Origin of the sequence: Marinobacter sp. UBA5687 (genome assembly GCF_002420325.1) — a bacterium.
GTDB classification, from domain to species: domain Bacteria; phylum Pseudomonadota; class Gammaproteobacteria; order Pseudomonadales; family Oleiphilaceae; genus Marinobacter; species Marinobacter nauticus.
Map to the genome: position 1 here is coordinate 1 of NZ_DIHV01000031.1, position 16695 is coordinate 16695.

Consider the following 16695-nt stretch of genomic DNA (forward strand, 5'->3'; position numbering starts at 1 on the left):
CTGCTGGATGAACTCCTGGTTCAATCCCTGAAAGCGATTCACCAGTTGTTGGGCTTCACTGAGCACGAGCTGGCGTTGGGGCAACGACGTAGGGTCTTCCGCGGCATTCTGCATAGCCGAGAAAAAGTTGTTCAGAGCTTTGTTCAGACCGGTGTCTTCGCCGCCTAACAGGTTATCCAGCCGCGTGAGTTCGGCGTTGAAAGCATTCTGCTCGCCAAACAGTGTGCTGTCCTCACGTAACTGCTGACTCAGATAGGCATCTGCCAGCCGGCGGATATTAGCGACGGATACGCCACTGCCGATGGTCCCTGCACCTGTACGCCGACCTTCCTGGGTCTCGAACTGGACCTCCTGGCGACTGTAACCCGGCGTATTTGCGTTGGTTATGTTATTTGCAGTGGTGTTGAGCGCCGCCTGGTGCCCCAATACCCCACTCAGACCAATACCGATCAAGCCCGCCATGATCTGTTACTCCTTTACTCTGTCACTGCTCATCGACAGTGTCATCAGAGAATCACGATTCATGATCCGACGGATCTTGGCTCCGTATTCCGGATCGGTTGCATAACCCGCTTCCTGCAGCTTCTCAGCAAAGACTTCTGGCTCATCTGCCGATGACAGAACATCGCGGTAACGGGGATTGTTTTGCAGGAAGTCAACGTAGTCCCGGAAGCTGGCTTCGTAGTCCGGATAGGCCCGGAAATCTGCCCGCTCTTTCATCGCCACGCCACCCCGGAATTCGGTAGTGGTAATGCTCACAGCGTCACCGCCCCAACGACTGTCTGCCTTGATGCCAAACAGATTGAAACTCGGCTGCGAACCATCGCCTTTGATCATGTGTTTGCCCCAACCGGTTTCGAGCGCCGCCTGGGCAATCATCAGGCGCGGATCAATGCCGGTCTCCTTTCCGATCTGCTCTGCGAACGGCATGAGCTGCTCAACAAAATGCTCTGGCGACTCAAATACCTCCGGCAACTTGCCGGGGTTCTGCGCTGGCTCTGCTTTTACCTTCGCAGCTACATCCGCCACCTCTGCCATTCGCTCCGGCAACTCCCTGGAAATCGCCGGCATACTGCGGTCGTAATCGGTAATGGCGCCCTTGTGACCCGCCAGTTTCTCTCCATCCTCACCGAGCCCAGGGATCTGTTGACTCAGTTGCCGGACCAGCGCTTCCGCCAGCCCGGTACCGGTGCCACCGGCCATACTCAAGCTTATCTGGCTGTCGAACATATCCCGGTACATCTGGCTTTCATTGCTGTTCAGGTAGTTTCCTTCGGCAAACACCTCGCCTGCCTTGCGCATGGATTTAAGCATCTCTGACAGGAACAGGCTCTCGAACTGCTTTGCAACCTGCTCCAGTGCAGCCTGTTTGTCAGTTCGAGCCTGGGTCTTCAGTGCATTCAGACCACTGAAATCGGTGTAGACCTGGGCTTGCTGTAGTCTTGGATCCTGCATGGCGATACCTAGATCACAATCAATTCGGCACGAAGCGCGCCAGCCTGTTTGAGTGCTTCAAGCACCGCCATCACATCGCCTGGCGCCGCCCCTACCTGGTTTACAGCCTGAACAATTTCGTTAAGCGTTGTTGCCGGGCCGAACTGGAACATCCGTGCCGGGTCTTCCGTCACAGCGATCTGGGTATTCTGCTGAACGGCTGTATCACCCTGAGCCAGAGGATTGGGCTGCACTACCTCGGGGTTTTCCTGAATAGTCACGGTCAGGTTGCCATGGGTAATGGCAGCCGGGCTCACTTTTACATTCTGGCCGACCACGATGGTACCGGTGCGGCTATTGATCACCACTCTTGCGGCTTCCTGAGCCGGATCTACCTCAATGTTCTCCAGAATGGACAGAAAACTCACTCTCTGTGATGGGTCCCTGGGTGCCCGCACCGATATAGACGTGGCGTCGTGTGCATAAGCCATGTCCGGGCCCAGACGACCATTAATCGCCTCAACCACACGGCGGGCCGTGGTAAAGTCGGAACGCAACAGGTTGAAGGTGATGGTATCGCCCCGGTTGAACGGCGATTCCACCTCACGCTCAATGGTAGCGCCGTTGGGAATTCTGCCGACGCTGGGTATGTTCACGGTAATCCGGGAACCATCCTGGCCCTGGGCGCCAAAACCGCCCACCACCAGGCTGCCCTGCGCCATGGCATAAACCTGACCGTCTGCGCCTTTCAACGGTGTCATCAACAAGGTTCCACCACGCAGGCTATCGGCATTTCCGATGGATGAAACCGTGATGTCCAGCTCCTGCCCGGCTTTGGCAAAGGCCGGCAAAGTCGCGCTTACGGTTACCGCCGCCACATTGGCCAGATTCGGGTTCACGCCATCCGGCAAGGTTATTCCGAACTGGTTCATCATGTTGCGGAAGGTCTGGTTGGTAAACGGCGCTTTGTCGCCGGTACCATCAAGACCGACCACCAGGCCATAACCAATCAACTGGTTGTTGCGCACACCCTTCACCTTGGCCAGGTCTTTCAGGCGGTCAGCCATCACCGGCGCGACACACAGGGCCGTCAGGGCCAAAACAGCCATCAGTTTACGGATCATAGCGGCCACCACTCACTGTTAAAGAAGCGAGCCAGCCAGCCCATCTGGTTGGCCTGGTCAAAATCACCGGTACCGCCGTAAGCAAACCGGGCATCTGCAACACGATTAGAGGCAACGGTATTATCCGGCTGGATATCCTGTGGCCGAACCAGACCGGTCAACCGGATGTATTCGTCCCCATTGGTGAGAGACAACCACTTCTCGCCGCGGACACGAAGCACACCATTAGGCAGAACCTCGGTAACCGTTACGGTAATACTGCCAGCCAGGCTGTTGCTCTGGTCAGCTTCGGCGGAGCCTTCAAAGTCCCGCTCAAAATTGGCAGAAGCGTTCAAGCCGATATTTGTCTTTCCAAAGATGCTCGGTTCCGGAATGCTCAGTTCCTGATCCTTGGTAATGGAGGTTTCAGCGTTCTTGGTGGCACTGGTGGATTCCTGCAGCAACACCGTCAGCACGTCACCCACGTTGAGTGCCTTGGTATCGCCGTACAGATTGTAATTCCTGGACACCTGGTAGATTGCCCCGGAATCCGGGTCGCGCTGCATCATCGATTGAGCACGAACCGGAGCATAGGCCGGATCGTCCGGCATAGCCCGGGGGCGAGACATGGCGGTGCATCCCTGCAGCACAATCAGCACACCCACCAGTGCCAGGGTGGCCAGCCGTTCAGTGTATAAACTGCGTTGAATGCGTTTCATGACTTAACCAATATTGTTGGTGATGAACTGAAGCATCTGGTCTGTGGTCGAAACCACCTTGGAGTTCATTTCATAGGCACGCTGGGTCGTAATCATGTTCACCAGCTCTTCCACCACCTCTACGTTGGAGGATTCAATGGTGCCCTGTTCAATGGACCCGAGACCGGCAAGTCCGGCTTCACCTTCAGCCGGATCACCACTGGCATTGGTCTGCTTGAACAGATTATTACCGATGGCCTGCAAGCCCTGCGGGTTGATGAAGTCCACCAGGGTGATCTGCCCGAGGTTGACGGGCGCAGCCTGGTCATCGGTAATAGCGGTGACCGTCCCATCTTTGCCAATGGTGATATTGGTGGCATTCTCCGGCACATTGATATTCGGCTGAAGCGGAAAACCATCCGGTGTGACCACATCGCCGTCAGAGTTCAGTTGAAACTGGCCATCCCGGGTATAGGCGATCTGTCCGTCCGGCATCTGAATCTGAAAGAATCCCCGACCATTCACCGCCATATCCAGAGGCTGTTCAGTTATCTGCAGGTTGCCCTGGCTGAATTGCTTGGCAGTGCCAACAATCCGGACCCCGGTCCCCAGCTGCAGGCCAGAGGGCAACTGCGTGTTCTCAGTGCTCTGCCCGCCGGGCTGACGGTTTATCTGATACAGCAGATCCTGGAACACCGCCCTATCCCGCTTGAAGCCGGTGGTATTCACATTGGCCAGGTTGTTGGAAATGGTGGACATGTTGGTGTCCTGCGCGCTCAACCCGGTTTTACTGACCCAAAGTGCTGGATGCATGGTTTTGCTCCTTGCCTGCCGGTGGCCGATGCGGCGATCTTTTGCCGCTCTCCGCCAACCGATGGCGTTTGATCATCGTTATCAGAGGTTCTGCAACAGTCGTGCCGTAGCCTCGGAATTTTCATTGGCGGTCGACATCACCTTTACCTGCATCTCGTATTGGCGAGACAACTGCAGGTTGGAGATCATTTCCTCCACCGCATTCACGTTTGAACTTTCGAGAAAACCAGTGGCGACACGCATGGCTGCATCCGGTGGCTCTGGACCATCCAGAGCCTGATCCGGCTTGCGTCGAATGAACCCATCCAGACCTTTCTCAAGTGCATCTGCCGGTGGGTTGACAAGCTTCAGTCGGTCAACTTCCACCAACTGATCCGGCGGCCCACCTACCGGCACAATGGAGATGGTGCCGTCCGAGCCAACCTGAAGATTGTCAAAAGGAGGAAGAGCCACCGGCCCACCGTTACCCAGAACCAGCTCACCACTCGCCAGCCGCACAAGCCCGTTCACGTCGACCTGTAAGCTACCGGTACGGGTGAATACCTCTTCGCCCAGATTGTTTTGAACGGCGAGCCAGCCACCGCCGTCTACCGCCACATCCAGCTTACGTCCGGTCTCCATTAAAGCGCCGGGCGAGAGATCAGTGCCGGGCCGCTCGGTCATGGCGTAGGCGCGGGTGGGATGGTGCTCACCGAACACGGGCATACTGCGGGCCTGGGCAAAATCCTTCTTGAACCCGGTGGTATTGACGTTAGCCAGGTTGTTGGCATGGGCACGCTGGGCCAGCATGTTCTGCTTGGCGCCAGACATTCCAATATAGAGGGCTTTGTCCATGGGCAAACTCCTGCCGGAATTTTGACTGTTTCCAGTCTTCCTGCAGGAGTCATGCCATGTTCGCTAGGGCGCGAAATTATCGGAGGTTGATGATGGTCTGGGTGACCGCATCGGAGGTTTCAATGGTTTTGGCGTTAGCCTGGTAGTTGCGCTGGGCAATGATCAGGTTCACCAGCTCTGCCGAAAGATCCACATTGGAGTCCTCTACGGAGCTGGCCTTGATGGAACCAAGCGTGCCGGTATCGGGAGCACCAATCACCGGCTGGCCGGATTCAAAGGTTTCCACCCATGTGGTGTCACCCACCGGAGAAAGACCGTCAGTGTTATTGAACGCAGCCAGCGCCACCTGACCCAGAGACTTGGACTGACCATTGGTATACCGGGCGAAGATCACGCCCTGGTCGGACACATCGAGGCCTGAAAGACGGCCGGTGGTGTAGCCGTTCTGCTGCTGATCGTTAACACCAAATGCCGCGCCATACTGGGTGGTATTGGCCAGATTGACAACGAACGCAGAACTGGTGGCCGGCTCAGGAATCGGGCTGACCACATCACCGGGATTTGCCGGCGGGCCGTCAGCACCGTTCGGATCACCGCTTGGATCCTTAGGCACCCAGTCGGTAATAATCAACTCACCGTTCGGATCACCGTTGATGGATTCCAGCTGGCCATCCTGGTCAAACAAGGCAGTGTATGGCGTCTGGTCGGTACCACCCACCAGTTCACCGTCAATCTGGAGGTAGATAGACCACTGGCTCTGACCCACCCCGTTACCCGGAGATGGCTCTTTTACATAGAACTGGGTCAATTCGTGGGAATTGCCCAGGCTGTCAAAAATGGTGGTCGACGTTGCGTGGTTGTAAGTACGCTGGTCGATGGGATTGAATTCGTTGGTTACGGTAAACGGTGTCGCATTGAAGGCGACTTCAAACGCGTTGCTACCTGAATCAGTGGTCACCTGCTCAACATTGCGATCGGTGGTAACGAACACCTCACCGTCATATTGCTGGTTGTTGGTGAGCGGAGTACCTGTGGGAGCATCGCCGTAGGCTACCTCCAGCGGCTGCCCACCACTGTGGATGATTCGCAAAACATCGGGGGTTGAGGGGTCTTCGTCATCATCGACAACCGAGGCCGAGATCGCATTGTCGCTGGTGTCGTTAATGGCTTCCGCCACATCTTCCAGGGAGGATACATTTTCCAGATTCAGCGGGATCGGTGCAGATCCGTCTATCCGGATTTCAAGCCGGAAATTGGTGGCGCTGCTCACATCGCTATCGGTCAAACCGGTCAGGGAAGCTGCGGTTCTGGCAGTGGCCGTTACTCCCGGCGCAGCATTAATGGCAATGGCAGCATCACTGGCAGAAGCCGTGGCATCAATCTGCGGTACCGTGTAATCACTGGTGCCGTCGGAGTAGCCGAAGGTAAAGCCGGAACCTTGAAGATCTGCAAGCGCGATCGGATCAAAATCCCGGATGCGACGCTCAAGCACAGCCTCTCGGGAATCCAGATTCAGATCGGTCTGGAGATTCGTTGTGCGACGGGGCGCCAGGTTGTCGGTTTCAATCTGAAGGTCACCACGGATGCCAGACAGGTTGCCATCATCATCAGCGGTATAACCCTGCACCCTCATATTCTGGTTATTAACAACATAGCCTTCTTTATCAATCCCGAACTGGCCAGCCCGGGAGTAACGGATTTCACCGCCATTGTTCAGAATAAAGAAGCCATCACCACTGATAGCCATATCCAGGCCGTTATCGGTGAAGCTGATATTGCCCTGACCGAATGACTGCTTTACGTCCTGCACCCGCACGCCGTCGCCAATCGGATTGGTACCGGCACTCAGGAAACCACTGGCGTACAAATCACCGAACTGTACCTTGCTGCTTTTGAAGCCGACGGTACTGGCGTTGGCGATGTTGTTACCGGTGACATCCAGATCCACCGAAGCGGCGCGCAGACCACTCAAACCTGTGTTAAATGCCATGACTTATACCTCCTGGTCTGACACCGGATCAGTTGATTTGTTTGACTTCAGACAGCGGAATGGAGCCCATTCCGGCCAGATTCAGAGTAATGGAACCACCCTGCCCCAACGACACACTGTCGACATTGGCGCTCACCATGGTCGCCAACTGCTCCGATCCGGAGGGATAGGAGCCCTGCGCCACAATCGAGTAGGGGCCGGGCGGCAAAGGATTGCCGTTGCCGTCTTGCCCATCCCACTGGAACGAAACCACACCAGCCTGGCTGCTGCCCATATCAATCTGGCGAACTAACTCACCGCTTTGATTCATGACCGACAGTCGCAGCCCACCCGTGGAAGCCGGCACCTGAATGGTGCCAGTTATCTCGCCTTCGCTACCCAGAATGCCCACACTGGAGGGTGCCAGAACGGTTTTGCCTACCATCGCCGAGGCCTGCAAGGCCTGGCTGGACCGGAACTGACCAACCACATCGTCGACACTGCCCGACAGATTCTGCATTTCTTCCAGTGAACTGAACTGGGCCAACTGGGCGATAAAATCGCCGTTGTCCTGCGGCTCCAGTGGGTTCTGATTCTTGAGCTGCGCCAGCATCAGCTCCATAAACGCGTCTTTACCCAGCTCGTTGCCACCAGGGGTCTTGCCCTCCTGGTTCAGTTGGTACTGGCTCAGCACGTCTGAGGCGGCTGCGGAATTCACTGCACTCATGGCTTAATCCTCACTTGTTACTGCTGACCCAGTGTCAGAATTCGCTGCATCATGGATTTGGCGGTGTTCATGACATCCACATTCATCTGAAAACTGCGGGACGACGACATCATGTCCGCCATTTCCTCAACCACGTTCACGTTGGGGTAATAAACGTACCCTTCCTCGTTCGCGGCAGGGTGATTCGGCTCATAGCGCATCTGCAGTTCTGCATCGCTCTCGACAATCCCCTCAACGCGAACACCTGCCCCGGCCCCCTCTTCGGAACCAATACCAAATCCCTGCTGATCAGGGTTCAGCATGGCCTGCTGAATAGCGGCAAACACCGGTTTGCGGGCACGGTACGTTGTATCCGTGCTCGAACTGGCGGTTTCTGCGTTGGCAATGTTAGACGCGGTGGTGTTGAGCCGCAGTGACTGTGCGGTCATGCCGGAACCGGCGATGTCGAAAATGTTACCCAGTGACATGACAATCTCCTTCAATCTCGTACGGACTGCGGCTTATTCGCCCTTCAGCGCCTTGGTCAGGCCGGAAAACCGACTACTCAGGAACTGGAAGCTGGCCTGGTAATCCATGGCGTTGCGCATGAAACGGGTCTGCTCGGCCTGCGCATCCACGGTATTGCCATCAATTGATGGCTGGTGCGGGGTACGGTACAGCAGCTCGCCGTCAGCGCCAGGGCTGGAGGTGTCCATATGGCCACTGTGGGTCGTGGTCATACCAAAGCCCGTCATGGAATCCTGCGCCTTCTGCATCATCGCCTGGAAATCCACGTCGCGGGCTTTGTAGCCCGGGGTGTCGGCATTTGCCAGGTTGTTCGCCAGCACTTCGGCCCGCTTGACCCGCGCCTGCAGCGCGTGCTCATGAATACCAAGCGCTTTGTCGAATGTAATAGCCATTACTGCCTCCAGATCTTTGCACCGACCAGGCTGAACCTGTGAACTTGCCGGTTTTGCGTTCTGAAGTGATTAAAGCAAGCAGAGTGCCAGAATTGAAAAAGCCCGCTGTAATGCGGGCTTCGAAGAGGACTGTCTAATAAATGAGCGGCAAATTCCGGTTAAACGCAACGAGGGCGGCAACGAGTTTCCCCAGGCGGACCTGCCGCTGATCGAGGCTCAGACTTGCCAGGGGGAAGTGCGCCCTGGCGCGGCCCACCTTGAGACATACTCTTTGGTATCCGGCCGGGGCACCGATGGTTTCTCACTGGCAACGGTACCGGTATAGAGGAAACCGACAATGGACTCGCCCGGCACCAGCCCAAGACCGTCATGCAGCGACGGATGATAAGCCACCGGCCCGGTTCGCCACATGGCGCCGTAGCCGGCATCATTCAGCGCCAGGGAGATAAAACTCATACCGGCCGCTGCCGACATTACCTGCTCCACCTCCGGCACCTTCGGATGATGACGGGGCGACGCAATACCGACAATAATCATGGGTGCACGAGCCGGAGCATTCCGGGCCTTCTCACGCTCCTTATCAGAAGCCTCCGGCGGGCAGCATTCTGCAAACAGGTCGCCCAGAGCTGCCAGGCCTTCCCCCTCTACCACGAGATAACGCCAGGGCCTCAACAACGCATGATCCGGGGCCCGGGCCGCGCACCGGAAGGCCTGATCAACCACTGACACCGGTGGTGCCGGTGCCTGCAAACGGGGCTCCGAAGCACGATCCAGAATAAAACGGGTTATCGAACTCATACAGTCTCGCTGTTGATTGGTTGCATGATTTTCGGTTGGGCCGGAAGCGGCCCCGATGAATTGTGAGTTCTACGTAATGCTGTTAATCTTTAGTCGTAGTTCAAACCAACAATTATAAAGAATCGGCAGCATACAATGAGCGACATACTTATCGGAAGGATCCGGTTCTGAAAATGATGAGCGCACCCGCTGAATTACGCAGCGTAACCGGCAATACCGGCAAGCTGGGGCAAGGCGACATCTACGACCACACGGTGGCGATTCCACCGATGCCCGATTACAACGGTCGGATACTGGCCTACACCGCCACTGCCGCCATTATTGTCACGGGTGTCCTTCAGGATGTGTTTCCCCAATTGCTTCTCTGGATGGTGGCTGGCGCTCTGATCTGGCCACATCTCGCGCACGTGCTTACACGGCGAACCTTCCTGCGACGTTCAGCCCGGATTCGGCAAAAAATGCTGTTCCTCGACTGCATAATCGGAGGCAGCTTTATTGGCTTGATCGGATTGATCGCCATTCCATCGGTATCGGTTGTCCTGATGCTGATGTTCAGCTGTCTGATCGTGGGCGGCGTCAGGCAATGGTTGTTCGGCACAGCGCTCATGTCTGCCGCCATGGCCGCCACAGTGGCGGCAACCGGCACCGCCGCCGATCTGGAAGCCCCCCTGCTCACCAGCATTGTCGCCATTTTGGCCACAGGCACGTACATATGCGTTACTGCCTATTACTCACACCAGCAGGCCCGGGCCCTGCTGCTGGCAAAGACCCAGATTCAGAACCAGCGGGAACAGTCCATCGCCCTGTCCCACAAACTCTCGAAATACCTGTCGCCTCAGGTTTGGCAGTCCATCTTTACCGGGGAACGGGATGTTCGGCTTGAAACCCAGCGCAAGAAACTGGCAGTGTTCTTCTCAGACATAAAAGGCTTTACCGAACTGTCGGAGGAGATGGAACCGGAAGCCCTTACCGAGCTTCTGAATCACTACTTCAACGAGATGTCTGAGGTGGCCCTGAAATACGGCGGCACCATCGACAAGTTTGTTGGCGATTCCATCATGGTGTTCTTTGGCGACCCGACCAGTCGCGGCCAGAAAGAAGATGCGTTCTCGTGTGTGTCCATGGCCATCGAGATGCGCAAACACATGAAGATCATGCGCCAGAAATGGCGCAGCCAGGGCATCAAGACGCCCCTGGAAATCCGCATGGGCATCAGTACCGGCTACACCACGGTTGGTAACTTCGGCGCCGAAAACCGGATGGATTACACCATTATCGGCAAGGAAGTGAACCTCGCCAGCCGACTGGAGTCCCTGGCGGAACCAGGCGAGATTCTGGTGTCGTATGAGACCTTCTCGCTGATCAAAGACCGCATTATGTGCCGGGACAAGGGCGAGATTACCGTAAAAGGCTTTGGCAAGCCGGTGCCCATCTACGAGGTGGTGGATTTCCGGCGCGACATGGGGCCTCACCGTAGCTTCCTGGAACACGAACACAGCGGCTTTGCCATGTACCTGGATTCCGATAAGGTCACCGAACGGGAGCGCAAAGCCATACTCAGCGCCCTCGAAGACGCAGCCGACCGACTGCGTCAGGAAGACGATACCGAATAGCCGAGCCTGCTACTGCCTAACCAGCCGCGGCCCCGGACCATCTTCAGCACATGTGCTGCGCCAGGGGTTGATATCCAGGCCACCACGCCGGGTGTAACGGGCGCACACCATCAAGGATTCCGGCTGACACCTCGCCATCAAGTCAGTAAAGATGGTTTCAACACAATGTTCGTGAAAATCCTGTTTCTGACGGAAGCTCACGATATAGCGCAGCAACCCTGCCCGATCAATCTTCCTCCCGGAATAGCGAATCAGTACCGTGGCCCAGTCGGGTTGGCCGGTCACTGGACAGTTGCTTTTCAGAAGATGTGAACACAAGCCTTCACTGACCACCGGCTCGCTGGTTGTCAGCGACTCAGGCGCATAGTCGTAGGCCACCTGCTCTAGCGTTTCATCATCGATCAACTCGTATCCTTCGGGCCGGCCGATTGCAGGCGCTGAGTCATCCACACTCAGAAGCGTCACATCCACCGCCGCACCACAGGCACTCGAAAGATCCTGGGTAATGGTCTCGGCCACTTGATCCGGAGACGAGAACACCGCCTGATTCAGAGAGTTCAGATACAACTTCAGGGATTTGCTCTCAATAATGGCAGGCGATGCCGCAGGAAACCGGATTTCTCCCCAGGCCACGGCCGGTACACCGCCGGGCTTCAGCCAGGAGATTTCCCACGCCTGCCACATGTCCTCGCCAAACCAGGGCCAGCGACCATCGTCCAGGCCGATTCGCCGGCGGTTTTCTTCCCGGGCCACCGGGAACAGCAGAGACGGATCATACTGATCAGGGTATTCACTGGACTTGCCCAGTGGCGCGTTATCAAGAGCCATATCAGTTCCGGAATAGAATCAGTGTCGAATGCCCTTGCCACGGGCAAGCATGCGCAAGGCTACCGCCGCCAGCAAGACGATGAAAACCAGAATCATACCAAGAGACACGAACGGATTAACGTCCGAAACACCCAGTATGCCGAAGCGAAAACCGTTAACCATATACAGGATCGGATTCGCCATGGACACGCCCTGCCAGAACGACGGCAGCATGTCGATGCTGTAGAACACACCCCCAAGGTACGTTAGCGGAGTAAGCACAAAGGTCGGGACAATGGAAATGTCATCAAACTTGGTCGCCAGCATGGCGTTGATGAAGCCACCCAGAGAGAACAATGCCGATGTGAGAATCACCGTGATAACCACCATCAGCAGGTTATGGATACTTAACTGAGTGAATGCCAGCGACAGCAAGGTGACGATCAGGCCGATACTCAGACCCCGGGCCATACCACCAGCCACATAGCCCGCCAGGATGGTCCAGTTCGGCACCGGCGACACGAGCAATTCCTCAATACTGCGCTGGAACTTCATAGAGAAAAACGACGACACCACATTGGAGTAGGAATTGGTGATCACCGCCATCATGATCAGGCCCGGCACAATGAACTGCATATAGTCGTAGCCGCCCATTTCACCGATGCGGGAACCAATCAGGTTGCCAAAAATAATAAAATACAGCGTCATCGTGACGGCCGGCGGCAACAGCGTCTGCGGCCAGATCCGGGTAAAGCGCCGAACCTCGCGGGTAACGATGGTTGTAAAGGCTGTCCACAGTGCTTGCGGTGTCATGCTGTCACCTCGCTGGCTTTCTCTGCCTCCCGGGCGTTCTCCTCAACCATGCGAACGAACAGCTCTTCCAGCCGGTTGGCCTTGGTTCGCATGCTCAGCACACGAATACCCAGGTTCTCCAGTTCGATAAACAGAGCGTTCAAACCCTGTCCCTTGGCAACTTCCACTTCAAGCGCACCATCGTCATCCAGGCTGGCTTTGAATGCAGTCAGTTCAGGGGCTTTCTCTAACGGCTGCTCGGTATCCAGTACAAAGGTTTCTACACTGAGCTGTTGCAGCAGTTCCCGCTTGCTGGTGTGCCGGATGATTTCCCCATGATCAATAATGGCAATATTGCGGCACAGGGCTTCCGCCTCCTCCAGATAGTGGGTGGTCAGAATGATGGTAGTCCCCTGACGATTCATCTCCTCCAGGAATTGCCACATGGAGCGACGCAATTCGATATCCACACCGGCCGTCGGCTCATCAAGAATCAGCAATCTGGGCTCATGTACCAGTGCCCGGGCGATCATCAGGCGGCGTTTCATACCACCGGACAACATCCTGGCCGGTGTGTTGCGCTTGTCCCAGAGCCCGAGCTTCTTCAGATACTTTTCCGCAGACACCCGTGCGGTTTTCAGGGGTATGCCGTAATAACCAGCCTGCGTGGTGACGATATCTTCCACCTTCTCGAACTGGTTAAAATTGAATTCCTGTGGAACCACACCCAAGGAGAGTTTGGCGCTTGAGAGGTCTGTATCGATATCATGGCCGAACACCCTGACCTTGCCGCCCGACTTGTTTACCAGAGAGGAAACAATCCCAAGAGTGGTCGACTTGCCGGCCCCGTTTGGGCCCAGCAAGGCGAAAAAATCGCCTTCCCGAACGTGCAGATCAATGCCTTTGAGGGCCTGAAAACCATCGCTGTAGTTCTTGGTCAGCCCTTCAATGTCCAGTGCGTAGGTCATATACCCCACCGTTGTTCAGAAACCTGGCTCCAGAGGAGCTAAAAAGATAGAGAGCTATTTGATTGAGTCAACGCCCGAAAATTCAAGGGACGAAGCCAATTAAAGCCAGGTGTCCCAAACCCTCAAACTGCGACAGGATTCCCGATATAGCCGAAGTGCCATCCCTATAATGCAGTTACAACAACTTACAAATCGGACACCGGCCACCGGATGCTCCAAGTCAACGCGAAGGGATTGTACGAAACGCCATGAAACTCGTTCACCTCACCCGCTTTATTCTGCCACTCTCTGCAGCCATCGCCCTGACCGGCTGCTTCGATAGTGGCAGCAGCTCCGGATCCGACGATACCCGCACCGGGCAAATTCATTTCCAGGGCGTTGGTGGGCTGACCTACCAGACTGCCAGTCAGTCCGGAAAGACCAACACCCGTGGCGAGTTCCGCTATTACCCCGGCGAGACAATCTCGGTCAAAGTAGGCAATCTCCCTATCGCAGAGGGGATTCCGGCAAGGGAATACGTGACCTTCCTGGAATTTCAGGAAGACACCCGCGCGGCCCTGCAAACCCCGGCCGTTGACGATGAAGGACTGAACAGCCACCAGGTCCGTGAACAGCTATTGTTTGAGAACAACACACTGATGAACCTGTCCCGCTTCCTTCTGGCCCTGAACTGGACCGAGAACGTAGACGACGACGAGGGCATCGACATCCGCGAGCGAGTCATCAACCAGCTCAACCAGGCGCTTGATGATCCTAACCTGCCGAACACCATAGATTTCAATGTCAGCATCGGCGAGTTTACCGCCGAGAATTCGCCGGCCAACCAGATCCTGGCGGAGATCTGCTTCCACCCGAAAGACGACCCACTGTGCGGTGAGCCGCCAACCCAGGAGGAAATCGACAACGCCGATGACCGCCCTGTAGATGGTGAGCTGGATCCTGATATCGACTACAAGGAAGATCTGGAGGCGCTCCGGGAACGAATTCTCCAGTCCGTGCGCAACATGGATGAATTCGACAACGAACAGGCCCGCAATTACCTTCGCAGAGAGCTCGCCGCTATAACCCGGAAGTTATCAAGGCAGTACTACCTGTCACCGGAAGACGCCACACACGCCGCCGGCGACACCAGCATCAAGTCCGTGAAAGTCAAAAAGATCAGGGGGGACGCTCAACTGGCCCAGCTGCAAGCCCAAAGCACACGCCCAACCGACGTTTATGTTAACGCCGAAAGCTGGCAAGAGGCAGAAGTGGAGTACGTGGTCGACGGCCCCACAGGCGGTGAATCAGAAATTCTGGTGAACTTCCGGCCGGAGGGCACCTATCGCTGGGTGCGCAAGCAGATACGCATACTTATCGATTAATCAGTTTACCCAGGGACCAACGGGACTCGGCACCTGTTACATCGTAGCCAGCCGGGTCCAGGCCCTCGGTGCCATGGGGCAAACACTCGCGCACGGTCAGTAACTCCGAGGCGCCTCGGGACTCATTGTGCCGGGCCAGATCAACAATCTTTGCGGATTTCAGCGGCCGATGCTCGGCGTCCTGCATGACCATCACGCTGGGCCACAGCCTCCTTCCCGGTGAATGGGATACTACAATGCCACGCTGGCCATCAGAAAGCTCCACCAGAGTACCGGTCGGATACACGCCCACACCCTGGATAAAAGCCTCAACAAGATCTTCCTGAAATTCGATGTTGCGCATATCGTACAACAGCGATACCGCTTTTGCCGGTGTCATGGGATCCTGATCATCCCTGGGCGCAATCAAAGACTCGAAGAATTCTGCAATACCTGCAACTTTTGCCAGCAGCGGGATACGGTCGCCACGAATTCCCTGTGGAAAGCCGGAACCATTGTGCCGCTCGCGGTGCCCCTGAACCACGCTCATAACGGCTCTGGAGAGACCCGCGCCTTCCAGCATCTGACAACCACGTTCGACATAGGTGCGATAAGCCGCGTATTCTTCAGTGGATAGACGGTGCTCTCGGGCCAGCATCTCTTTAGGCAATGCGGTCTTACCCACCTGCGACAAAAGACACCCCACTCCCAGATGGTTCAGGAGCCCTTCGTTCAATCCTAGCTGCCGGCCACACACCAGGGCCCATACTGCGGTATTCAGGGCATGCCGATACACAAAATCATCATACTGGCGGGTGCGGCTCAACCACAAAAGCGCGTTCGGCTGGCGAACGACGCTCTCTACCATGCGGCGGGTGACCTCCGCAGCCGGGCGCAAATCCGGCATCTGGTCATCCTGGATGGTCTCGAACATCCGGCTTAGCGCCAGTTCCGCATCACTGAGAAGTTTGCGGGATACTTTGAGCTCTTTTCGGAGAGGCACTTCGTTCTTGTAGGCAACCGGTTCGCGAATACTAAGTGGCGCCAGCTGCAATTGCTCACGACCACCGGACCGGGCGTTGGAACGTCGGGCAAAAGGGCGAACCTTGTCTGGCCCGAGGGTGATTTCCTCGCGGGTTTCCGCCACATCGACCATCACCCACTTACAGTGGGAGACAACGGCTTTCAGATCGTTTTCGGAACGGAGGTAAAAGCCCTGGATGGGAAACGGTGTTTGATGCCAGGGGCGATCAAGATCAGACACGAACATGCCGATCTCAAGATCATGTGCCGCAATTTTTTTCTGACGAACGCCCACTAGACACCTCAGGAACAGGGATTCTTTGACAGTTCCCAGTTTGCCACGTTAACGGCAAGACACCATTACTATTTGGTAGCGAACCGTCACCAAAGCGCAACAAGTCGTAACTCAGATTTTCACTCGGCAACGAAATGTATCACTGTGACCAAGCTCACAGGAAAAAGCAGACAGACTTCAATCTTCCAGGCACTGAGTCTCGTCAAAATCCGGCAGACGCGCATTCAAAGAGCCCCGGGGCACCTTCCTGGCATAAACCGTATAGGCGACTGCAGACGGACGAATGTAATCAACATTCACCTCTTCGCCACCCTTCATCAGGGTTGCCCTCGCAGGGTGGCAGGAAACCAGAAGCTCAAAGCGGCTGCCGACATCGGCCACCCGGCCTCCTCCCTGCGGCGTTTTTACCGTGAGACAGGAAGACTGCCCTGTGGCTGGCGAACCTGTTGCCGCCAAGACATCCAGCGAGGGGTCTCCACAAGCACGAATGCCATCACCACAATCACCAGCACTGTCATGACTGCTGTCGGCAATACGCCAGACCCGTTCACTACACTGGGTTTCCAGTTTCATGGTGGT

18 protein-coding genes are annotated in these 16695 nt (G+C 56.1%); 2 read left to right on the plus strand and 16 right to left on the minus strand.

Translation table 11 applies throughout. The annotated features are described in order from the left end of the window. The 11 genes from B3Y70_RS03455 to B3Y70_RS03505 form a co-directional block, all read right to left on the minus strand. Nucleotides 1-462 (minus strand): FlgK family flagellar hook-associated protein (locus B3Y70_RS03455; RefSeq protein ID WP_288589197.1); only part of this gene is annotated, 462 nt, incomplete at its 3' end. A 6-nt stretch (nucleotides 463-468) separates the two neighbouring features. Then, a complete protein-coding gene (flgJ, locus tag B3Y70_RS03460; RefSeq protein WP_288589198.1) occupies nucleotides 469-1455 on the minus strand; it encodes a flagellar assembly peptidoglycan hydrolase FlgJ in 987 nt (328 codons plus the stop codon). A gap of 8 nt (nucleotides 1456-1463) precedes the next feature. After that, on the minus strand, nucleotides 1464-2558 hold the full coding sequence (locus B3Y70_RS03465; protein WP_286894343.1) for a flagellar basal body P-ring protein FlgI: 1095 nt from the start codon (nucleotides 2556-2558) through the stop codon (nucleotides 1464-1466). Then, nucleotides 2555-3256 carry a flagellar basal body L-ring protein FlgH gene (gene flgH / locus B3Y70_RS03470; protein WP_273031488.1) on the minus strand — a complete coding sequence of 234 codons (702 nt, stop codon included), beginning with the start codon at nucleotides 3254-3256 and terminating at the stop codon, nucleotides 2555-2557. Before flgH ends, B3Y70_RS03465 begins: the two co-directional genes overlap by 4 nt. Nucleotides 3257-3259: 3 nt before the next feature. Further along, entirely contained in the window at nucleotides 3260-4048 is a 789-nt protein-coding gene (gene flgG / locus B3Y70_RS03475; RefSeq protein ID WP_023008194.1) for a flagellar basal-body rod protein FlgG, read from the minus strand. Nucleotides 4049-4129: 81 nt separating this feature from the next. Then, nucleotides 4130-4882 (minus strand): flagellar basal body rod protein FlgF, encoded by a 753-nt coding sequence (locus B3Y70_RS03480; protein ID WP_023008193.1) that lies wholly within the window; start codon nucleotides 4880-4882, stop codon nucleotides 4130-4132. Nucleotides 4883-4958: 76 nt separating this feature from the next. Further along, nucleotides 4959-6872: a flagellar hook protein FlgE gene (locus B3Y70_RS03485; RefSeq protein ID WP_153741114.1), complete on the minus strand. Its 1914-nt coding sequence runs from the start codon at nucleotides 6870-6872 to the stop codon at nucleotides 4959-4961. Between the two features lie 28 nt (nucleotides 6873-6900). Beyond that, nucleotides 6901-7578: a flagellar hook assembly protein FlgD gene (locus B3Y70_RS03490; RefSeq protein ID WP_011784613.1), complete on the minus strand. Its 678-nt coding sequence runs from the start codon at nucleotides 7576-7578 to the stop codon at nucleotides 6901-6903. Between the two features lie 17 nt (nucleotides 7579-7595). Beyond that, complete coding sequence (gene flgC / locus B3Y70_RS03495) at nucleotides 7596-8045, minus strand: flagellar basal body rod protein FlgC (RefSeq protein WP_022992507.1); 450 nt, start codon at nucleotides 8043-8045, stop codon at nucleotides 7596-7598. A 33-nt stretch (nucleotides 8046-8078) separates the two neighbouring features. Continuing rightward, the gene (gene flgB, locus B3Y70_RS03500) at nucleotides 8079-8477 is read right to left on the minus strand and encodes a flagellar basal body rod protein FlgB (RefSeq protein ID WP_011784611.1); all 399 of its coding nucleotides are present in this window, start codon (nucleotides 8475-8477) and stop codon (nucleotides 8079-8081) included. Between the two features lie 216 nt (nucleotides 8478-8693). Next, nucleotides 8694-9275 carry a nitroreductase family protein gene (locus B3Y70_RS03505; protein ID WP_153741113.1) on the minus strand — a complete coding sequence of 194 codons (582 nt, stop codon included), beginning with the start codon at nucleotides 9273-9275 and terminating at the stop codon, nucleotides 8694-8696. Between the two features lie 173 nt (nucleotides 9276-9448). Here B3Y70_RS03505 and B3Y70_RS03510 point away from each other — a divergent pair, with 173 nt between their 5' ends. Next, complete coding sequence (locus tag B3Y70_RS03510; RefSeq protein WP_011784609.1) at nucleotides 9449-10888, plus strand: adenylate/guanylate cyclase domain-containing protein; 1440 nt, start codon at nucleotides 9449-9451, stop codon at nucleotides 10886-10888. A 9-nt stretch (nucleotides 10889-10897) separates the two neighbouring features. Here the strand turns inward: B3Y70_RS03510 and queF are convergent, their stop codons facing one another. From queF to B3Y70_RS03525, 3 genes are read right to left on the minus strand one after another with little or no spacing between them, the layout of a single operon-like run. After that, complete coding sequence (queF, locus tag B3Y70_RS03515; protein WP_014421759.1) at nucleotides 10898-11716, minus strand: NADPH-dependent 7-cyano-7-deazaguanine reductase QueF; 819 nt, start codon at nucleotides 11714-11716, stop codon at nucleotides 10898-10900. An 18-nt stretch (nucleotides 11717-11734) separates the two neighbouring features. Further along, nucleotides 11735-12508 (minus strand): ABC transporter permease, encoded by a 774-nt coding sequence (locus tag B3Y70_RS03520; protein WP_011784607.1) that lies wholly within the window; start codon nucleotides 12506-12508, stop codon nucleotides 11735-11737. Then, the gene (locus tag B3Y70_RS03525; RefSeq protein WP_014421760.1) at nucleotides 12505-13455 is read right to left on the minus strand and encodes an ABC transporter ATP-binding protein; all 951 of its coding nucleotides are present in this window, start codon (nucleotides 13453-13455) and stop codon (nucleotides 12505-12507) included. The genes B3Y70_RS03520 and B3Y70_RS03525 overlap by 4 nt, the downstream gene beginning before the upstream one ends. 248 nt (nucleotides 13456-13703) lie before the next feature. On the opposite strand from B3Y70_RS03525, the gene B3Y70_RS03530 reads away from it, so the two are divergent. Next, nucleotides 13704-14819, plus strand: coding sequence for a hypothetical protein (locus tag B3Y70_RS03530; RefSeq protein WP_023008188.1), 1116 nt, complete (start codon nucleotides 13704-13706; stop codon nucleotides 14817-14819). Here B3Y70_RS03530 and B3Y70_RS03535 read toward each other — a convergent pair. Next, nucleotides 14809-16116, minus strand: a complete 1308-nt coding sequence (locus B3Y70_RS03535) for an HD-GYP domain-containing protein (protein ID WP_183577890.1) — start codon at nucleotides 16114-16116, stop codon at nucleotides 14809-14811. The two genes, B3Y70_RS03530 and B3Y70_RS03535, sit on opposite strands and share 11 nt — an antisense overlap. 177 nt (nucleotides 16117-16293) lie before the next feature. Then, a partial coding sequence (locus B3Y70_RS03540; protein WP_288589200.1) for a hypothetical protein occupies nucleotides 16294-16695 on the minus strand: 402 nt, incomplete at its 5' end.